This is a genomic window from Nocardioides baekrokdamisoli (genome assembly GCF_003945325.1).
Lineage (GTDB): Bacteria > Actinomycetota > Actinomycetes > Propionibacteriales > Nocardioidaceae > Nocardioides > Nocardioides baekrokdamisoli.
The window spans coordinates 670649-690392 of record NZ_AP019307.1 but is presented as its reverse complement, the minus strand read 5'-3'; the positions used below and the strand labels follow the sequence as shown (position 1 = coordinate 690392).

Below are 19744 nucleotides of genomic sequence, written 5' to 3'. Positions count from 1 at the left end.
CCAGCGAGGTGTCAGGCCGTCACGATGTTCTGAAACACTAGCCTCGGCTGCGAACCACGCTGAGGCGGGCGTGGTAGATCGGCTCTGGGCCCTCGATTCCGGGAACGGCGTCGACGGCGGCGACCAGGGACTCCTCAGGAGTGGCAACGTACCGGGCCGTGGTCGCAGGAGAGGAGTGGCCCAGCAGCTCCTGGACGGCACGGGGGTTGTAGGTCCCGGCGTGGGACTTCGAGGCGAAGCGATGACGCAGCTTGTGGGGCGTTATCCCTGGAGACATCCGTTGGCCGATTAGTTTTCCGACATGGCTGGTGCTGTGTGGGCGGCTCGAGACCGAAGGCGTGAAGAAATAGCCCGCTGTCAGCGCCCGTTCAGTTCGATATGCGTCGATCTCACAGGCGAGGGCAGGGTGCAACGGGATCATGCGTACGCGGTCCCCGTTCCCCTCAATTCTGAGCCCATACTCGGTCACGCAGTCGGTGTGGAACCGGGCGATCTCGTTGCGGCGGAGACCTGCGAGCGCGCCGATCAGGATCATCAGACGCACGTCCGCGGGCGCCATTGATTGCGTCGCGAATTACCGGCTCGGGGGCCGGAAACGGCGCTCCTCCGGGGACTCGTACACGGGGGAGCCGCGTTGCCGGATTCACCTCGATGCGCCCTTCCTCGAACGCCCAGCGGAAGAACGCAGACAGCGCACTGCGGTTGCCTCGACGGGTTTCGGGCGCCCAGTCGGGGTGCGCAGCCAGGTAGTCGATGATGTCGCGCCGTGTGACCTCAGTTGGGGAGATGGCCGCGGCGCGGCGCACGAGCGCGAGTACGCGGTGCCGATTCGTCCGCAGCGTGGAGGAGCCGAGCCCGAAAGCCTCGCCGTCACCCAAGTACGCCTCGAGCAGCTCGGCTCCGGGCCTTGTGCGTTGCCGCCGAGCGCAGGGGGGCATCCGGCACTCTGCCACTCGAGCAGCACACTCCGAGGAACCGTGCCAGACGGCGGCACTTCCCGCCCGACGTCAGCGCCCACGCTCGCGCCGGGTGCACAGGACTGGCCTCGATTGCCCGGCATGCCTCGTCTCTCAGCGTGAACTCCGCTTCATCTGGGAGTCCTGCGAGCGTTCGGACGGTCGGAAGGCCTGCTGCGACGTTCGCTGACAGGTGCCCCGCCGCATGAGCCCAGGAGAAGGACACCGACATGCTCTTGCGCTGCGATCGTCGTGTGGCGATGGCCCACTCCGGACGGTTCAGATAGACGATGAGCTCCTCAGTGGTGACGAGTGCGGGAGTCTTGCCGATCTCGCGAGCCAGGCGCCGAGCGTTCCCCGTGTAGACGGCGGAGGTGTAGGTGGTTGCCTCGCGCGCGAGGAGCGCCGCTGCGAAGCCCTCCAGCAGCTCAGGCCACATCACGTGTGCGTAGCCGACGGCATCGACGGAGGGGAGTGCATCCGGTTTCTGCTGTGGCCTGAGTCGCCCCGGAGTGGGGAGTGCAGCTGCAGGGTTCTCGGCCAGGCGGCCGGTGCCGTGCGCCCAGGAGAACAGTCCCGACAAGTTGCGGAGCATCGGCTTCCGGGATGCCCGGGTCAGGTGAAGCCGGTTCAGGTGGGCGAGGAGGTTATCCGCCGTGACGAGCGCCGGCGGCCGTCCGATCTCACGTCCCAGGTGGCGGGCATGACGGTCCCACGAGGCGGCGGTGCGGGGAGTGGCTCCGTGGCCGAGGAGATGGGCGATGTATCCCGGATCAGGTCCTCCCAAGTGACGCTAAAGGCGTCCGGTCCTGGGCGATCGAGGAGGAAAAAGGTGCGCGTTTCGGGCACTGAGTGCATCTGACTGGCCGGTCCTTCAAACTAGACCTGCGGATGGGCTCACGCTTGGGCTAATGGCCACAGAACCCCGAATTTGAACCGTTCTGACCTGATTGCGCTGGTCAGAAGAGTGCCCCCGGCAGGATTCGAACCTGCGGCCTGCGGTACCGGAAACCGACGCTCTATCCCCTGAGCTACGGAGGCAACACCGTCGGACCGGAGTCCGACAGCAAGCCCAGACCCTACCCCCACGCCTTCGAGCGAGACCAATCCCACCCGTCCCATCGGCATCTATTGGGTGGGAGAGGCGTCCGGGGCACCGATAACATTCCACGGTGACTCCCGAGCAACTCTCCGCCACGATCGCCGACGCTCTGCGGGGGCTGGTCGATCGCGGTGAGATCGTGCTCTCGAACGGGGTCCCGACCGAGGTCAAGGTCGACCGGACGAAGCAGAGAGAGCACGGCGACTACGCCACCAATGTCGCGCTGCAGCTCGCCAAGGGTGCCGGCATGAACCCCCGCGACTTCGCCGCCAAGCTCGCCGATGCGTTGAGCGCCCTCGAGGGCATCGACAAGGTCGACGTTGCCGGCCCGGGCTTCATCAACGTCTTCGTATCCGCAGGTGCCCAGGGCGCCGTTGCTGCCGCGATCGTCGCAGCCGGGGATGCGTACGGCACCTCGAATGCGCTGGGCGGCAAGAAGATCAACGTCGAGTTCATCTCGGCCAACCCGACGGGTCCGCTTCATCTGGGTCACACCCGGTGGGCGGTCCTGGGCGATGCGATCGGACGGGTGCTCAGCGCGGCCGGTGCTGACGTCACTCGCGAGTTCTACATCAACGACCGCGGCGTCCAGATGAACCACTTCGCCAACTCGATCATCGCCAGTGCGCTCGGGTTGCCGAAGCCGGAGGACGGGTACGCCGGCGGCTACATCGACGACCTCGCCAAGGCCGTGGAGGCAGCCCATCCCGGCATCTTCCAGCTCGAGGGTGACGACCGTCTCGCGGCTGTCCGCAAGGTCGGGTACGCGATCCAGCTCAAGGAGCAGCAGGATCAGCTCGAGCTGTTCAACACTCATTTCGACGTCTGGTTCTCCGAGCTGTCACTCCACGAGACCGGGCAGGAGAGCGGCGGAGTCCCGAACACGCTGGCCAGGCTCAAGGATCTCGGGCATGTCTACGAGGACGGCGGTGCGCTCTGGATGCGTACGACCGACTTCGGCGACGACAAGGACCGCGTCCTGATCAAGTCCGACGGTGAGCTGACCTACTTCGCCTCCGACACCGCGTACTACCTCAACAAGCGGGCGCGCGGCTTCGAGAATTGCGTCTACCTGCTCGGCGCCGACCACCACGGGTACGTGAACCGCCTCAAGGCGATGGCGGCCTGCGTCGGCGACGACCCGGCGCAGACGCTGGACGTCCTCATCGGTCAGCTCGTGAAGATTCTTCGCGATGGTCAGGAACTCAAGCTCTCCAAGCGTGCCGGCACGATCGTCACGCTCAACGAGCTCGTCGACGAGATCGGCGTCGACGCCTTGCGTTACTCACTCGCGCGTTACCCGGCCGACAGCCCGTTGACCCTCGACGTCGCCGAGATCACCAAGGCTGCGAGCGATAACCCGGTCTACTACGTGCAGTACGGCCACGCCCGGACCAGTGCACTGCTGCGCAACGCGGCCGACCTGGGCCTCTCGCTGCCTGAGGACTTCGACCCGTCGCTGCTCTCCCATGAGCGCGAAGGCGACCTGCTGCGGGCACTCGCGGAGTACCCGAGCGTGGTCGAAGCCGCAGCGTCGTTCCGGGAGCCGCACCGCGTCGCGCGTTACCTCGAGGAGACGACGGCGATCTTCAACCGGTGGTATGACACCAGGGAGTGCCGCCTACTGCCGCAGGGGGACGAACCGGTCGCGCCGGTCAATGAGGCCCGCCTTGTCCTGACTCGCGCCGTCCAGATCGTTCTGGCCAACGGCCTGCGTCTCCTCGGCGTCAGCGCCCCGGAGCGTATGTGAGCATGTCAATGAACAACTCGCGCCATGTTCCAGGTAGTTACGCAGGTACGTCACCTCAGTGGCTCCGCGAACCGGCCGACGTCAATGCCCTCCTACCGACGCTGTGGTCCTCGACCGCGACCAAGGACGCTGACGGCGTTCTCCATGTCGGTGGCATGTCTCTCCCGGACCTCGTGGCCAACGTCAACACGCCTGCGTACGTCCTCGACGAGGACGACTTCCGTGCCCGTGCCCGTGATTTCAAGGAAGCGTTCGCCGGAGCAGACGTCTACTACGCGAGCAAGGCGTTCCTGTGTACGACCGTGGCCCGTTGGATCGCTGAGGAGGGTCTGTCCCTCGATGTCTGCTCCGACACCGAGCTGACCGTCGCGCTCAACGGTGGTGTCGAGCCGGAGCGGATCGGCTATCACGGCAACAACAAGTCGGCGATGGAGTTGCGTCGCGCGGTCACGCTCGGCGTCGGGCGCATCGTCGTGGACTCCTTCGACGAGATCGACCGGATCGCGGCGATCTGCAGTGAGACCGGCCTGCCGGCGCGCGTGATGATCCGCGTCACCGCTGGCGTCGAGGCGCACACCCACGAGTTCATCGCCACCGCCCACGAGGACCAGAAGTTCGGGTTCTCGATCGCGACCGGGGCCGCGTACGAGGCTGCCCAGCGCCTGCTCGGGACCAAAGGTGTGGATCTCCTCGGTCTGCACAGCCACATCGGCTCGCAGATCTTCGACACTTCCGGCTTCGAGGTCGCTGCGCGCCGCGTCCTGGCATTGCACGCCCGGGTCGCCGCGGAACTCGGGCACACGATGCCCGAGATGGATCTGGGCGGAGGGTTCGGCATCGGCTATACCGCCCAGGACGACCCCAAGACACCCGGCGAACTGGCTGCCGGCATGCGCGAGATCGTCGTCCACGAATGCCGTGCCCTCGGGATCGACGAGCCGCGCCTCTCGATCGAGCCCGGCCGGGCGATCGTCGGCCCCTCGATGTGCACCGTCTACACGGTCGGCACGGTCAAGCAGGTTGAACTCGATGGTGGCGCCGTACGTACGTACGTCAGCGTCGATGGCGGCATGAGCGACAACATCCGTCCCGCGCTGTACGACGCGGACTACTCGTGCACGCTCGCCTCGCGACGCTCGGAGGCGCCGCCGGTCCTGGCGCGGGTCGTCGGCAAGCACTGCGAATCCGGTGACATCGTGGTCAAGGACGAGTTTCTCCCCGGGGACATCCAGCCCGGGGATCTCATCGCGGTTCCGGCCACCGGGGCGTACGGACGGTCGATGGCCTCGAACTACAACCACGCACTCCGCCCCCCGGTGGTCGCCGTGCGAGACGGCCACGCTCGCGTGATCGTGCGACGTGAGACGGTTGAGGACCTGCTGGGCACTGACATGGGGGTTGTATGAGCACGCCGTTGCGCGTGGCCGTTCTCGGTTGCGGAGTCGTGGGTTCGCAGGTCGTACGCCTCCTCCAGGAGAACGGCGATGACCTCGCCGCCCGCATCGGTGCGCCGATCGAACTGGTCGGAGTGGCCGTACGCCGCCTGGACGCGCCGCGCGACGTCGAACTCGCCGAGCACCTGATCACCACCGACGCCGTCGAGCTCGTCACGCGTGCCGACCTGGTCGTCGAGGTCATCGGCGGCATCGAGCCTGCGCGTACTCTCATCCTCAGCGCGCTCGAGAACGGCGCGAGCGTCGTCACCGCAAACAAGGCGCTGCTCGCCGAGGACGGCGCCACCCTCTTCGAGGCCGCCGAGAAGGCCGGTCGCGACCTCTACTACGAGGCAGCCGTCGCCGGAGCGATCCCGATCCTTCGGCCGCTGCGCGAGTCGCTGGCCGGTGACTCGATCACCAAGGTGATCGGCATCGTCAACGGCACCACGAACTACATCCTCGACAAGATGGACAGCCAGGGTTCGGGCTTCCTGGAGGCTCTCGCTGAGGCTCAGGAACTCGGCTATGCCGAGGCCGACCCGACGGCCGATGTCGAAGGCTTCGACGCTGCTGCCAAGGCGGCGATCCTGGCCTCGCTGGCCTTCCACACGCGCGTCACCGCGAGCGACGTCTACCGCGAAGGCATCTCCGAGGTCACCGCCGCCGATGTTGCCAGCGCCAAGGCGATGGACTCCGTCGTCAAACTCCTGGCGATCGTCGAACTCAAGGGCGACCAGGTGGGCGTACGCGTCCACCCCGCGATGATCCCTCGCCGCCACCCCTTGGCGAATGTGCGCGAGGCGTACAACGCGGTCTTCGTCGAGTCCGAAGCTGCCGGCCAGCTCATGTTCTACGGACGCGGAGCCGGCGGCGCGCCCACGGCCTCCGCAGTTCTGGGCGACCTCGTCACCGTTGCTCGCCACCGCCTCGCTGGCACCAAAGGTGCAGGCGAGAGTGCGTACGCCGCTCGCGCGATCCAGCCGATGGGGGAGACCCTGACGCGCTATCACGTGGCGATCGACGTGGACGACACCGCAGGCGTGCTCGCCACGATCGCCGGCGCCTTCGCCGAACATGGCGTGTCGATCCAGACCGTACGCCAGGAAGGTCGCGACCAGGACGCGCAGCTCGTGGTCGTCTCGCACGACGCGACGGACGCCCAACTGGCCGCCACCGTGGCGCACCTTCGGAGCATGGATGTTGTCCGCGACGTCACCTCGGTGATGCGGGTTGAGGGGATCGACGCATGAGTCACCAGTGGCGCGGCCTGATCGAGGAGTACCGCGAATTCCTCGACATTCCGGCGGACACCCCGGCGATCTCGTTGGGCGAGGGCGGTACGCCACTCGTCCGCTCGGAGTGGCTCAGCGGCCTGACCGGCGGAGACGTCTGGCTCAAGGTCGAGGGTGCCAACCCGACCGGATCGTTCAAGGACCGCGGCATGACGGCGGCGATCTCGGTTGCCGTCCACGAGGGTGCCAAGGCCGTCGTCTGCGCCTCGACCGGCAACACCTCGGCCTCGATGGCGGCGTACGCGGCGAAGGCCCGCATCACTCCGATCGTGCTCGTCCCGGACGGCAAGATCGCGGCCGGCAAGATGGCGCAGGCGATCATGCACGGCGGCAAGGTGATCAAGGTCCGCGGGAACTTCGACGACTGCCTCCGACTCTCCCGTGGTCTGGCCGAGCACTACCCCGTCGCGCTGGTCAACAGCGTCAACCCGGTCCGTCTCCAGGGCCAGAAGACCGGAGCCTTCGAGATCGTCGACGCGCTCGGCGATGCCCCGGACTATCAACTGATGCCGATCGGCAATGCCGGCAACATGAGCGCCTACTGGCTGGGTTATCAGCAGTACGCCGAGCTTGGCCGCGCCACCCGCACCCCCGTGCTGCGGGCCTTCCAGGCGGCCGGCGCCGCGCCGCTGGTGCTCGGTCACCCGGTCGCGAACCCGGAGACCCGCGCCACTGCGATCCGGATCGGCAACCCTGCCTCGTGGAAGCTCGCGGAGGCCGCGCGTGACGGTTCGGGCGGTCGGTTCGCCTCGGTCACCGACGAGCAGATCCTCGACGCCCAGGCAGCATTGGCCCGCGAGGACGGTGTCTTCGTCGAGCCCGCATCGGCGGCCGGTGTGGCCGGTCTGCTGCAGGAGCTCGCCGCAGGCGACTCGTACGCCGGCAAGAAGGTCGTCATCGTCGTGACCGGCAACGGCCTCAAGGACACGGTCACGGCGCTGGAGCACCACGGCGACATCGACGATGTGGTCGTCGACGCGGACATCGACGCCGCGGCGGGCGCCGCAGGCCTGGCATGAGTCTGGTCGCCGGACGGGTCACCGTCACGGTCCCGGCGACGTCGGCCAATCTCGGCCCGGGGTTCGACTCGCTCGGTCTCGCGCTCGGTCTCCACGACACCTTGCACGCCGAGGTGATCGCGGGGGGACTCGAGATCGAGGTCACGGGCGCTGGTGCCGATTCGGTCCCACGTGACGAGTCGCATCTGGTCGTGCGGTCGATGAGGCAGGCGTTCGCGGTGTTGGGGGAGAACCCCTCGGGATTGCGTCTGACCTGCGAGAACGTCATTCCGCATGCGCGTGGACTGGGTTCGTCCTCCGCCGCGATCGTCGGTGGTCTGGCGCTGGCTCGTGCGCTCGTCCGGGACGGCCGCGAGCGCCTGACTGATGATGAGCTCTTCGAGCTTGCAGCCGAGATCGAGGGCCACCCCGACAACGTGGCGCCAGCGGTGTACGGAGGCTTCACCATCTCCGGCAACGACGACGCCTTCTACGCGGTCACGGCGCCCGTCGACGAACGCCTGAGCGCTGTCGTGTTCATCCCGCCGACCGGTGTCGAGACGAAGGTCGCCCGGGGGTTGCTGCCGGCTGAGGTGCCGCACGCCGACGCGGCTGCCAACAGTGGTCGAGCAGCCTTGATGGTTGCTGCCCTCGGGTTCGCGCCCGACCAACTGCACCGGGCGACGCGGGACTACCTGCATCAGGACTACCGCCGTCCGGCGATGCCCGAATCGCTGGCTCTGGTCGATGCGCTGCGGGCCGATGGGATCGCCGCGATCGTCTCCGGTGCCGGCCCTACCGTTCTGGCATTTGTCGTTGAGAACGCGGACGAGTTGCTCGCGCGTACGCCTGCAGGCTGGGTCTCGCACCACCTCCGGATCGACACCGCCGGCGTACGCGCCTCCCTGGCCTGAACGTCTCCCACCACGGGTGCCGGGGCTCGCGACGCGCGGGCTTGACACACAGGGAATAGATCTACGGTCGCAGGTGCTACATTGAACGAGCGTCGCCCCTGAGCGACGTGGCATCCAGCGAGGCACACGCCCGCACGATGCATCTCCTCCCTCCGCCACCGTGGCTCCGCGAGCCACATCCCGAGGCGGGGGAGAACCCAGAGTTGCCCAGCCGGCGATAGGCGCCGAAGCGGGCTCATACGTGGGAAGGACCTCACGTGACGGAAACCCTCGAATCCGCTGCGCCTGCCAAGAAGGCGTCCGGCGGACTCAACTCGATGCTGCTCGCCGACCTCAAGTCGCTGGCGGGTGGCCTCGGTATCAGCGGCACCGGATCGATGAAGAAGGCCGACCTGGTCTCCGCGATCAAGGCTGCCCAGTCCGCCAAGTCGGCGGCTGCCAAGGCTGATGCGCCCAAGAACGACGCTCCGAAGAGCGACACCCCCAGGAGCGACAACGCCGGCGAGCAGGGCGAGCGCCGTGAGCGTCCTCGTCGTGAGCGTGCGCCGCGTACGAATGCCGGCGAGAACGCCGGTTCGGACGCCCCGAAGGCTGACGCCCCGAAGACGGACGCTCCCCAAGGCGAGCAGGCAGGCGACGGCGGTGAGCAGCCGCAGCGCAATGAGCGCCGCCAGAACAACAACCAGAACAACAACCAGAACCAGCGCGGCCAGAACCAGGGCAACCAGGGCGGCGGCAACAACCAGGGCGGCGGCAACAACCAGGGCGGCGGCAACTTCGGAGACGGCGACGGCGACAGCCGCAGCAGTCGCAACCGTCGACGTCGCAGCCGTGACCGCGACCGTCGCGGCGGCGCCGCCGGTGGCGGTGGCATGCCTCGTGGCGAGATCGACACCGAGGTGCGCGAGGACGATGTACTCGTCCCGGCGGCCGGCATCCTGGATGTCAACGACAAGTACGCCTTCGTCCGCACCAGCGGCTACCTGCCGAGCTCGGACGACGTGTACGTCTCCATCTCGATGGTGCGCAAGCTCGGCCTGCGCCGCGGTGACGCGATCGTCGGTCAGGTCCGCCAGCCCCGTGAGGGCGAGGCACGCGCCAGCTTCAACCCGATGGTCAAGATCGACTCGGTCAACGGTGTCGATCCGAGCAAGGCTGCCGGGCGCGCGGACTTTGCCAAGCTGACGCCGCTGTACGCCAGCGAGCGTCTCCGGATGGAGACCGACAACACGAACCTGATCGGGCGCGTGATCGATATCGCCGCCCCGATCGGCAAGGGCCAGCGCGGTCTGATCGTGTCGCCGGCCAAGGCCGGCAAGACGATGGTGATGCAGTCGATCGCGAACTCGATCACCATCAACAACCCCGAATGTCACCTGATGGTCGTCCTCGTCGACGAGCGTCCGGAGGAAGTCACCGACTTCGAGCGCTCGGTCAAGGGTGAGGTCATCTCGAGCACCTTCGACCGGCCCGCGACCGACCACACGATCGTCGCCGAGCTCGCGATCGAGCGCGCGAAGCGCCTGGTCGAGTTGGGTCACGACGTCGTCGTGCTCCTCGACGGCATCACCCGTCTGGGCCGTGCGTACAACCTCGCCGCTCCGGCGTCGGGTCGCATCCTGTCCGGTGGTGTCGACTCCGCCGCGCTCTACCCGCCGAAGCGCTTCTTCGGTGCGGCGCGCAACATCGAGCACGGTGGCTCGCTCACCATCCTCGCCACTGCCCTGATCGAGTCCGGCTCCAAGATGGATGAGGTCATCTTCGAGGAGTTCAAGGGCACCGGAAACATGGAGATCCGCCTCCGCCGCGACTTCGCGGAGAAGCGCATCTTCCCGGCCATCGACGCGGTCCAGTCCGGTACGCGCCGCGAGGAACTCCTGATGGGCAAGGACGAACTCGCCATCATCTGGAAGCTTCGCCGCGTACTCTCCGCGCTCGACGGTCAGCAGGCACTCGAGCTGCTGCTCGAGCGCCTCAAGAAGACGCAGAGCAACGGTGAGTTCCTGATGCAGGTCCAGAACACCACCCCGGGCGGATCCTCGGAATAAGAACGGGGCGTACGCGCGTTTTGGGCGTACGCAAACTCGCTGCGTAAACTTCATCAGTCAGTTCCGGTTCACCCCACGGCGTCGCGAAGACGCTGTGCCCCGTCGGGGCAGGGGACCCGGCACCATGAAAGGACATCCCATGAAGGCCGACATCCACCCGCAGTACATCGTCACCAACGTGACCTGTACCTGTGGCGCTGAGTTCACCACCCGCTCGACCAACCCGACCGGTTCCATCCGTGCGGACGTCTGCAGCGAGTGCCACCCGTTCTACACCGGCAAGCAGAAGATCCTCGACACCGGCGGCCGCGTGGCCCGCTTCGAGGCCCGCTACGGCAAGAAGTAGTTCCAATGGCACCGCCCGCTTCCCCATGGGAGGCGGGCGGTGTTGTCTTTTCCGCTGCGCATGGAGGAGTACGGATGTTTGATGCTGTTGAGGGACTCGTCGCCGAGCACGGCGAACTCGAGGGTCGGCTGGGTGCGCCTGAGACGCACGCAGACGCGCGCCTGTCGAAGAAACTCAACACGCGTTACTCCGAACTCAGTGCGATCATCGGCGTCTACCGCGACTGGCTGACGTTCGGTGAGGACATCGAGGCCGCCCGCGAACTCGCTGCGGAGGACGAGGCCTTTGCCGACGAGGTCGACGCACTCGTCGTGCGGCGCAACGAGGCCGAGGAGAAGCTCCGCCGCCTGCTCGTTCCGCGCGATCCGTCCGACGACAAGGACGCGATCCTCGAGGTGAAGTCGGGGGAGGGTGGCGAGGAGTCTGCGCTCTTCGCCGGCGATCTGCTCCGGATGTACAGCCGGTACGCCGAGCAACTCGGCTGGAAGGTCGAGATCCTCGACGCCAACGAGTCCGACCTCGGCGGTTACAAGTCGGTCACCGTCGCCATCAAGGCCAAAGGCACTCCCGAGCCGGGTCAGGCACCGTACGCGCTGCTCAAGTTCGAGGGCGGCGTGCATCGTGTGCAGCGCGTGCCTGCGACGGAGTCGCAAGGTCGGATCCACACCTCCGCAGCAGGCGTCCTGGTGATGCCCGAGGCCGAGCAGGTCGACGTCGTGGTCGATGAGAACGACCTTCGCATCGATGTCTTCCGGTCGAGCGGTCCCGGCGGCCAGTCGGTCAACACCACGGATTCGGCTGTCAGGATCACCCACATCCCGACCGGGACGGTGGTGAGTTGCCAGAACGAGAAGTCGCAGCTGCAGAACAAGGAGCAGGCCATGCGGATCCTCCGCGCGCGCCTGCTGGCTGCAGCCGAGGAAGCCGCCGCAGCCGAGGCCGGCGACGCCCGTCGCAGCCAGGTGCGTACGGTCGACCGATCCGAGCGGATCCGGACCTACAACTTCCCCGAGAACCGGATCTCCGACCATCGCACCGGCTACAAGTCGTACAACCTCGACCAGGTCTTGAACGGCGATCTGGCACCGATCATCGCCAGTTGCGTCGATGCCGACCTCGAATCGCGCCTCGCGGCGTTGGACACGTGAGCCGGCCCCGCGACCTCATCGCCGCCGCCGCCGGACGTCTGGCGGGTGCGGGCGTGGAGAGTCCCCAGTCCGACGCCACCGAATTGCTCACCCACGTCCTGAAGGTGACCCGCAGCCAACTGACACTCGTCGATGAGATCGATGCCGCTGCCGAGGCAGAGTACGAGGCCCTGGTGGCGCAACGGGCGACACGGATCCCGCTCCAGCACCTGACCGGCGTCGCGTACTTCCGTCATGTGGAACTCCAGGTGGGTCCCGGTGTCTTCATCCCGCGGCCCGAGACCGAGCTGCTCGCAGGATGGGCCATCGACGCCGCCGACCCAGCGGGTCGGGTAGACGCCGAAGGCGGCGTATCGAGATCACCGATCGTGCTGGACCTCTGCACGGGCTCGGGTGCCATCGCGAAGGCGGTGAAGGACGAGTGCCCGGCGGCTGAGGTCCACGCTGTTGAGCTCAGTGTGGATGCCTTCGCCTGGGCGGAGAAGAACCTCGCTGGCATCGACGTGGATCTGAGGCAGGGCGATGCCTTCAAGGCGTTCGACGACCTGGTCGGCACGGTCGATGTCATCGCGTGCAATCCGCCGTACATTCCGCTGGAGGCGTGGGAGTCGGTGGCGCTGGAGGCGCGCGACCACGATCCGCAGATCGCGCTCTTCTCCGGGCAGGACGGCCTGGACGCCATCCGCCTGCTCGAGCTCCGAGCTGCCGAGCTTCTCAGGCCCGGGGGTGTGGTCGGGGTCGAGCACGCCGACGCCCAGGGCGAGTCGGCGCCCGAGGTGTTTCGGGCGACCGGCCGGTGGAGCGACGTACGCGACCACAAGGATCTGGCCGGCCGTGCGCGCTTTCTGACAGCGCGTTTGCGAGGATAGGCGAGTGCAGTACCCCACCGAGTCCGCTGAGCAGCGGGAGACGGCGTTGGCCGCCGCTGCCAAAGCCCTGCGATCGGGTGAGGTCGTCGTCATCCCGACTGACACCGTGTACGGCGTCGCCGCCGACGCGTTCAAGCCCGAGGCGGTGCGCGCCCTCCTTGCTGCGAAGGGCCGCGGCCCTTCGATGCCGCCGCCGGTCCTGGTTGCCACGGCTGCCACCGTCGATGCTCTCGCGGTCCAGATCCCGGATTGGGCGCGCGCGCTCATCGCGAAGTTCTGGCCCGGGCCGCTGACACTCGTCCTCCACGAACAATCTTCGCTGATGTGGGACCTGGGGGAGACCAAGGGCACCGTGGCGGTACGGATGCCTGACCACGCGATCGCCCTCGACCTGATCGCCTCGGTCGGACCGATCGCCGTCAGCTCTGCCAACACGACCGGGCGCCCCGCCGCCACCAGCGCCGCGGACGCGGAACGCATGCTCGGCGATCTCGTCACCCTCGATGCCGGCGATTCGCCGGTGGGCGAGGCCTCCACGATCGTCGACGCGACGACGAGTACGCCGCGGATCCTGCGTCTCGGTGCCATCTCGCTCGCCCAGCTCGATGAGGTCCTCGTACCGTTCGGCCATCGCCTCGGGGCCGCCGAGTGAGGGCGTACCTCCTGCTCTTCGCCGTCGCCGGCAGCGTGACCTACCTTTTGACCGTGGTGGCGCGCGAGATCGCTCTGCGCCTCGGCGCGGTAGCGAAGGTGCGCGATCGCGACGTCCATGACGAGCCGATCCCCTACATGGGCGGGGTGGCGATGCTCGGAGGACTCGCCGCGGCCTATCTGGTTGCGCGGCAGCTGCCCTTCCTGGCCAAGTCGCAGTTCGTCCTCCACGACGCGGGGGTCGTGCTGGCCGCGGGCGCGCTGATCTGCGTGGTGGGCATCCTCGACGACGTGCTCGAGCTCGACGCCCTCACCAAACTGGGTGGCCAGCTGCTCGCGACTGCGGTGCTCATCTACTTCAACGTGCAGTACATCTTCTTCACCAAGGCCGACGGGTCGCAGTTCGTCCTCGATCCGGCCCAGTCGGCGCTCCTGACCGGCTTCGTCGTCGTGGCCACCATCAACGCGGTGAACTTCGTCGACGGGCTGGACGGTCTCGCGGCTGGCGTCGTCTGCATCGGTGCGGTCGCCTTCTTCGTCTTCTGCTACTCCCTGACCCGGATCAACGGAGTCGATCGAGCCACCACGGCGGCCCTGCTCAGTGTCGCGTTGGCGGGTGCCTGCGTCGGCTTCCTGGTGCACAACTGGAACCCCGCCCGGCTCTTCATGGGAGACAGCGGGTCGATGCTGCTGGGCCTCGTCCTGTCGGCGAGCGCGGTCAGCCTGTCCGGCCAGTTCTCGGCCGACCAGTTGTCCACCGGCGCGTACGGCACTCATGCCAACCTGCTGCCGACCCTGCTGCCGATCTTCCTGCCGATCACGATCCTCATCGTTCCGATCGCGGATCTGGTGCTCGCGGTCGTTCGCCGCACCCGAGCGGGCCGCTCGCCCTTCGCACCGGACAAGCTGCATCTGCACCACCGTCTGCTCGAGATCGGACACTCCCAGCGCATCGCGGTGTTGATCATGTGGGCATGGGCGGCGCTGATCGCATTCGGCTCCGTGTTGGCCAGCCTGTACGACGGGCCGTGGCTCTGGAGCGCACTCGGCGTGGGACTGTTGGTGACCACTGCGCTCACCTTCGGTCTGCCCAAGTTGAAGTCCTCCAACACAGCCTGACCTGCACGCGTCATCGTCGGTTCAGACCTGCTTGTGAACGGATTCCCGAACTCGGATCGACCCGGGTCGCTGTGATAGGTTTCCACCGCGCTCACGGAGATTTCTCAGGTGGGCGGAATTGCCAACCCCCACAGAACGGCCGCCACTCATGACGACCGACGGTATTGCCAGATGCCAGGTGACTCGCCGACCTTCGGAGGCCGCGACCTTCTCGGTCTTGGCGCGTTCCTCGTTGGTGCCGTCGTCGGTTGTACGGCTCTCGGGATGTGGCTTGATTCGGTCCTTCATTCCAGCCCACTGTGTGCGGTCATCGGCGTCTTCGTCGGCATCGCGCTCGCAGGGTTCGGTTTCGCGGCGCGCATCCGCGCTGCGATGCGCGAGCCGATCGAGCCGTGGCATGGAGGCGTGAGCAATGACGGTGACGATGACGACTGGTGAGTCCTCGGTGGGCGACCTGCCGACCAAGGTGACGGTGGGGACGCTGCTCAAGTTCCAGCGCAAGGCGATCCTGCTCGCAGCAGGGATGGCCGGCGCCGGCCTGTGGGTCTCAGTCGGCTTCGGCCGCTGGGGTCTCGGGTTCGCCATCGTGACCGGTGTCGGTCTCGGCCTGTTCAACCACTTCGCCACTGAATGGTGGGGTCTGAAGATCGTCGTGGCCGGCGCCTCACCGACCAGGGGAGCGATGACGCGCAGCACCATCTTGCGTCTGACGACCCTGACTGCGGTGGCTGCCGTTGCTGCGGTAATCTTCGGCTGGCCCGATGCACTTGGCGTGCTGTTCGGGCTGGCGATCTTCCGCCTGATTGCCCTCGTGATGACCACGATCCCGCTGTTGAAGGAGCTCAAGAACCAGTGATCGGCATGCTTCCGCAGGGAATCGACATCCACCCGGGCGTCCACCCGCGCGCGACCGTCCTCGGCGTCACGTTCAACGCTGACACCGTGTGGTGCACCATCATCGCCGGCGCGATCGTCGTCGGCCTCGGCTTCTGGCTCCGGGCTCAGCTCACCAAGAAGACGCAGGACCACATTCCGACCAAGCTCCAGATTCTCTGGGAGACGATCGTCGGCGAGGTCTCCAAGCAGGTCGAGGAGAACCTCGGCCACATGCACCCGTTCGTGGTCCCGCTTGCCGTGGCGCTGTTCTTCTTCATCCTGATCGCCAACTGGCTCGAGATGATCCCCAGCGAATACAACAAGCACGAGGTCCTCGGCCAGCCGATGCACCTTCTCGCGGCTCCGACTGCGGACACCAACCTCACGTACGCGCTGGGCATTCTGGTCATCGTCGGTGTCTGGACGTACGGCATCCGCCAGAAGGGTCTGAAGGGCTACCTCAGCCACTTCGTGCAGCCGTACCCGGTGCTGCTCCCGCTGAACATCCTGGAGGAGCTGGTCAAGCCGATCACGCTGGCGCTCCGACTCTTCGGCAACATCTTCGCCGGTGGCATCATGCTCGCCCTGATCGCCGGGCTGGTCGCCTGGAAGATCGGTCCGGTTCCGCTCGGTGGCGGCCTCGCCGTCGTGATGAACGTCGTCTGGAAGCTGTTCGACATGGTCATCGGCGTGATCCAGGCCTTCATCTTCTCCCTGCTCACCGTTCTGTACTTCGGCATGGCTGGCGCCAAGCACGACGACCACGGTGACGACCACACAACTGAACACGCACACGAACTCGCTGCCTGAGCACCCGCTCATTCAGCACCAGAGGTAAAAACGTCGCCGCCCGAGAGCGGCGCAGAACCAAGGAGAGAACAATGGCAGTGACGACTCAGATGCAGGCCACCACCCTCGCCGGCGCGTTCATCGGTGGCGGTCTCGCCCTCGGCGGCGGCGCCATCGGTGCGGGTATCGGTGACGGCCTCGCCGGCTCGTCGTACATCCAGGGTGTTGCTCGTCAGCCGGAGGCCCAGGGCCGCCTGCAGACCATCTTCTTCCTGACCGTGGGTCTGGTCGAGGCGATGTTCTTCATCAACCTCGCATTCATGGCCCTGTTCGTCTTCGTCCTCGGCGGCAAGTGATCGCAGCCCTCACGGGCTGCACCCACTCACCACCAGAGCAACGACGGACACGAGGTAGAGGAGTACCCCAACGTGATTCCGCTTGAGAGCAACTTCCTGGTACCGGACGCCACGTTCATCGTGGAGGTGATCGCATTCGCGATCATCCTGTTCCTGCTGGGCAAGTTCGTCCTTCCGCCGATCAACAAGGCCATGGAGGCGCGCCAGGAGGCGATCCGCTCCGAGTTCTCGCAACTCGAGCAGGCCAAGGCCGACGCCGAGAGCGACAAGGCTGCGTACGCGGCTCAGCTCACCGAGGCGCGTCAGGAGGCGAACCGCATCCGTGAGGAGGCGCGTGCCCAGGGCGTGACAATCGTGAGTGCTGCACGCGACCAGGCGGTCGCGGAGCAGGCGCGCGTCGTCGACCAGGGCAAGAGCCAGCTCGAGGCCGAGCGTCAGCAGGCTGCCCACAGCCTGCGCTCGGACGTCGGCTCGCTGGCGACCACTCTGGCGGGCAAGATCGTCGGAGAGAGCCTCGAGGACAGCGCGGTGCAGAGCCGCGTCGTCGAGCGCTTCCTCGCCGACCTCGAGTCCACGGAGAACTGAGCGCCTGATGGTTGACTTCCGTGGTGCGTCGGCTGGTGCGGTTGCCGCGCTGACCGACCAACTCAAGGCCAACGGTGCGTCCGAGGGTCTGGCGGGGGAGTTGTACTCCGTCGCCGGGCTCCTGCGGAACGACCCGGCCCTGCGCCGCTTCCTCGCCGACGCGACTGTGGCTGGCGAGGCCAAGACCGGCCTCGTGGCTCAGGTCTTCGGCGGCAAGGTCAGTCCTGCGACGGCCGATCTCCTCAAGGGCATCGCCGAGCAGCGCTGGACCGGTGCGGGCGACGTTGCGAAAGCCGCCGAGCGGCTCTCGGAGATTGCTTCGGTGCTCGGCGCCGGCGATCACCGCGCGCTGTGCGACGAGCTCTTCGTGATCGGTCGTACGGTCAACGGTGATGCCGAGCTGCGCAACGCGCTCTCGGAACCGAACCGCTCGACCGCCGACAAGGCCGGCCTGCTCTCGACCGTCTTTGCCTCGGCATCGCCGGCCGCGCAGGAGCTCGCCAAGCAGTCGCTGAGCGGCTCGTACGGCACCGTCTCCAAGGCGCTCGAGGCCTACCGCCGTCTGGCCGCCGAGGTCAACGGAGAGGGCATCGCCACGGTCACCGTGGCGGCCCAGCTCACCACGGAGCACGCCGCTCGGCTGGAAACAGCTCTGGCAGCGATCTACAAGCGTCCGATCCACATCAACACCGTTGTCGACTCCGCCCTCCTCGGTGGAGTCAAGGTGGAGATTGGCGACGACGTCATCGACGGCACCATCGCAACCCGGCTTGAGAACGCCGGACGACTTCTCGCTGGCTGACGCCGGCTCCAGACACGACTCAAGACGAGAGACGAGAGAGACATGACGGACCTGAGCATCCGGCCGGACGAGATCCGCGACGCGTTGGCGAAGTACGTAGCCGACTACAAGCCCGAGGCTGCCACCACTGAAGAGGTCGGCACCGTCGCCCAGACCGCGGACGGCATCGCCCGTGTCGCCGGTCTGCCGTCGGCCATGGCCAACGAGCTCCTGCAGTTCGAGGACGGCACGCTCGGCATCGCCCTGAACCTCGACACCAAGGAGATCGGTGTCGTCGTCCTGGGTGACTTCGACAAGATCGAAGAGGGCCAGGCCGTTCGCCGCACCGGAGAGATCCTCTCCGTCCCCGTCGGTGACGGCTACCTCGGCCGTGTCGTCGACCCGCTCGGCCAGCCGATCGACGGTCTCGGCGAGATCACTGCGATCGACGGCCGCCGCGCCCTTGAGTTGCAGGCCCCGGGCGTCATGGCTCGCAAGTCGGTCCACGAGCCGCTCGCCACCGGCATCAAGGCCATCGACGCGATGACCCCGATCGGCCGCGGCCAGCGCCAGTTGATCATCGGCGACCGCGCCACCGGCAAGACCACGGTTGCGATCGACACGATCATCAACCAGAAGGAGAACTGGGCGACCGGTGACCCTTCCAAGCAGGTTCGCTGCATCTACGTCGCGATCGGCCAGAAGGGCTCGACCATCGCGGCCGTCCGCGGCGCGCTCGAGGCTGCGGGCGCCCTGGAGTACACCACGATCGTCGCCTCGCCGGCCTCGGACAGCGCGGGCTTCAAGTACCTCGCCCCGTACACCGGCTCGGCCATCGGTCAGCACTGGATGTACGACGGCAAGCACGTCCTCATCGTGTTCGATGACCTGACCAAGCAGGCCGAGGCGTACCGCTCCGTGTCGCTGCTGCTCCGCCGTCCGCCGGGCCGCGAGGCGTACCCGGGTGACGTCTTCTACTTGCACTCGCGTCTGCTCGAGCGTTGCGCGAAGCTCTCCGACGAGCTCGGTGCCGGCTCGATGACGGGTCTGCCGATCATCGAGACCAAGGCCAACGACGTGTCGGCGTTCATCCCGACCAACGTCATCTCGATCACCGATGGCCAGATCTTCCTGCAGTCGGACCTGTTCGCGGCCAACCAGCGCCCGGCCATCGACGTCGGTGTCTCGGTCTCGCGAGTTGGTGGCGCGGCCATGACGAAGGCGATGAAGGCTGTCACCGGTTCGCTCAAGGTCGACCTGGCGCAGTTCCGCGCCATGGAGGCGTTCGCCATGTTCGCCTCGGACCTCGACGCCGCGTCGAAGCAGCAGCTTGCTCGTGGTCAGCGCCTGATGGCGCTGCTCAAGCAGCCGGCCTACTCGCCGTACGCGGTCGACAAGATGACGGTCTCGCTGTGGCTCGGTACGACCGGTCGTCTCGACCCGGTCGAGACCGCCGACGTGATCAAGTTCGAGCAGGACTTCCTGTCCTACCTCGAGACGTCGAAGCCGGAAATCCTCAAGGCCATCGCCGACTCGCTGAAGTTCGAGGACTCCACCGAGGCCGACCTGACCGCTGCGTACGACCACTTCCTGCCCACCTTCGAGGGCAGCCACGGTGGCATTCACGCGGGTACGGCCCACGAGGACCCGATCGACGGCGATGAGGTTGAGCAGGAGACCATCGTCAAGCAGAAGCGCGGCTGATCGCGTTGACGCACATTGATTGCT

20 protein-coding genes and 1 tRNA gene are annotated in these 19744 nt (G+C 66.9%); 18 read left to right on the top strand and 3 right to left on the bottom strand.

Features of this window, described 5'->3' with window-relative positions; all coding sequences use genetic code 11:
• Nucleotides 1-37: 37 nt before the first annotated feature.
• From KCTC_RS03260 to KCTC_RS03250, 3 genes are all read right to left on the bottom strand, one after another.
• Entirely contained in the window at nucleotides 38-559 is a 522-nt protein-coding gene (locus KCTC_RS03260) for a tyrosine-type recombinase/integrase (protein ID WP_125566719.1), read from the bottom strand.
• A 311-nt stretch (nucleotides 560-870) separates the two neighbouring features.
• Nucleotides 871-1743: a hypothetical protein gene (locus tag KCTC_RS03255; RefSeq protein WP_125566717.1), complete on the bottom strand. Its 873-nt coding sequence runs from the start codon at nucleotides 1741-1743 to the stop codon at nucleotides 871-873.
• A gap of 181 nt (nucleotides 1744-1924) precedes the next feature.
• Nucleotides 1925-1997: transfer RNA gene (locus KCTC_RS03250), tRNA-Arg, on the bottom strand.
• 131 nt (nucleotides 1998-2128) lie between these two features.
• On the opposite strand from KCTC_RS03250, the gene argS reads away from it, so the two are divergent.
• From argS to atpA, 18 genes are all read left to right on the top strand, one after another.
• The gene (gene argS, locus KCTC_RS03245) at nucleotides 2129-3808 is read left to right on the top strand and encodes an arginine--tRNA ligase (protein ID WP_125566715.1); all 1680 of its coding nucleotides are present in this window, start codon (nucleotides 2129-2131) and stop codon (nucleotides 3806-3808) included.
• An 8-nt stretch (nucleotides 3809-3816) separates the two neighbouring features.
• Nucleotides 3817-5214 (top strand): diaminopimelate decarboxylase, encoded by a 1398-nt coding sequence (gene lysA, locus KCTC_RS03240; RefSeq protein WP_174233063.1) that lies wholly within the window; start codon nucleotides 3817-3819, stop codon nucleotides 5212-5214.
• A complete protein-coding gene (locus tag KCTC_RS03235) occupies nucleotides 5211-6494 on the top strand; it encodes a homoserine dehydrogenase (RefSeq protein ID WP_125566711.1) in 1284 nt (427 codons plus the stop codon). Before lysA ends, KCTC_RS03235 begins: the two co-directional genes overlap by 4 nt.
• Entirely contained in the window at nucleotides 6491-7555 is a 1065-nt protein-coding gene (gene thrC, locus KCTC_RS03230; RefSeq protein ID WP_125566709.1) for a threonine synthase, read from the top strand. The genes KCTC_RS03235 and thrC overlap by 4 nt, the downstream gene beginning before the upstream one ends.
• Complete coding sequence (gene thrB, locus KCTC_RS03225; RefSeq protein ID WP_125566707.1) at nucleotides 7552-8448, top strand: homoserine kinase; 897 nt, start codon at nucleotides 7552-7554, stop codon at nucleotides 8446-8448. Before thrC ends, thrB begins: the two co-directional genes overlap by 4 nt.
• Nucleotides 8449-8765: 317 nt before the next feature.
• Nucleotides 8766-10496, top strand: a complete 1731-nt coding sequence (rho, locus tag KCTC_RS03220; RefSeq protein ID WP_125569982.1) for a transcription termination factor Rho — start codon at nucleotides 8766-8768, stop codon at nucleotides 10494-10496.
• Between the two features lie 139 nt (nucleotides 10497-10635).
• Nucleotides 10636-10842 (top strand): 50S ribosomal protein L31, encoded by a 207-nt coding sequence (gene rpmE / locus KCTC_RS03215; protein WP_125566705.1) that lies wholly within the window; start codon nucleotides 10636-10638, stop codon nucleotides 10840-10842.
• 74 nt (nucleotides 10843-10916) lie between these two features.
• Nucleotides 10917-11990 carry a peptide chain release factor 1 gene (gene prfA, locus KCTC_RS03210; RefSeq protein WP_125566703.1) on the top strand — a complete coding sequence of 358 codons (1074 nt, stop codon included), beginning with the start codon at nucleotides 10917-10919 and terminating at the stop codon, nucleotides 11988-11990.
• Complete coding sequence (gene prmC, locus KCTC_RS03205; protein ID WP_125566701.1) at nucleotides 11987-12859, top strand: peptide chain release factor N(5)-glutamine methyltransferase; 873 nt, start codon at nucleotides 11987-11989, stop codon at nucleotides 12857-12859. The genes prfA and prmC overlap by 4 nt, the downstream gene beginning before the upstream one ends.
• A gap of 4 nt (nucleotides 12860-12863) precedes the next feature.
• Nucleotides 12864-13511 carry an L-threonylcarbamoyladenylate synthase gene (locus KCTC_RS03200; protein WP_125566699.1) on the top strand — a complete coding sequence of 216 codons (648 nt, stop codon included), beginning with the start codon at nucleotides 12864-12866 and terminating at the stop codon, nucleotides 13509-13511.
• Nucleotides 13508-14629: an MraY family glycosyltransferase gene (locus tag KCTC_RS03195; protein WP_125566697.1), complete on the top strand. Its 1122-nt coding sequence runs from the start codon at nucleotides 13508-13510 to the stop codon at nucleotides 14627-14629. Before KCTC_RS03200 ends, KCTC_RS03195 begins: the two co-directional genes overlap by 4 nt.
• A 171-nt stretch (nucleotides 14630-14800) precedes the next feature.
• Nucleotides 14801-15067: an AtpZ/AtpI family protein gene (locus KCTC_RS03190; RefSeq protein ID WP_125566694.1), complete on the top strand. Its 267-nt coding sequence runs from the start codon at nucleotides 14801-14803 to the stop codon at nucleotides 15065-15067.
• Nucleotides 15042-15485 carry a hypothetical protein gene (locus tag KCTC_RS03185; protein ID WP_125566692.1) on the top strand — a complete coding sequence of 148 codons (444 nt, stop codon included), beginning with the start codon at nucleotides 15042-15044 and terminating at the stop codon, nucleotides 15483-15485. Before KCTC_RS03190 ends, KCTC_RS03185 begins: the two co-directional genes overlap by 26 nt.
• A gap of 5 nt (nucleotides 15486-15490) precedes the next feature.
• A complete protein-coding gene (gene atpB, locus KCTC_RS03180; protein ID WP_125566690.1) occupies nucleotides 15491-16315 on the top strand; it encodes a F0F1 ATP synthase subunit A in 825 nt (274 codons plus the stop codon).
• 71 nt (nucleotides 16316-16386) lie between these two features.
• Entirely contained in the window at nucleotides 16387-16650 is a 264-nt protein-coding gene (locus KCTC_RS03175; RefSeq protein WP_331852197.1) for a F0F1 ATP synthase subunit C, read from the top strand.
• 72 nt (nucleotides 16651-16722) lie between these two features.
• The gene (locus KCTC_RS03170) at nucleotides 16723-17235 is read left to right on the top strand and encodes a F0F1 ATP synthase subunit B (protein ID WP_125566688.1); all 513 of its coding nucleotides are present in this window, start codon (nucleotides 16723-16725) and stop codon (nucleotides 17233-17235) included.
• Nucleotides 17236-17242: 7 nt separating this feature from the next.
• Nucleotides 17243-18037 (top strand): F0F1 ATP synthase subunit delta, encoded by a 795-nt coding sequence (locus KCTC_RS03165; protein WP_125566686.1) that lies wholly within the window; start codon nucleotides 17243-17245, stop codon nucleotides 18035-18037.
• A 42-nt stretch (nucleotides 18038-18079) separates the two neighbouring features.
• Entirely contained in the window at nucleotides 18080-19720 is a 1641-nt protein-coding gene (gene atpA / locus KCTC_RS03160) for a F0F1 ATP synthase subunit alpha (protein ID WP_125566684.1), read from the top strand.
• Nucleotides 19721-19744 lie beyond the last annotated feature (24 nt).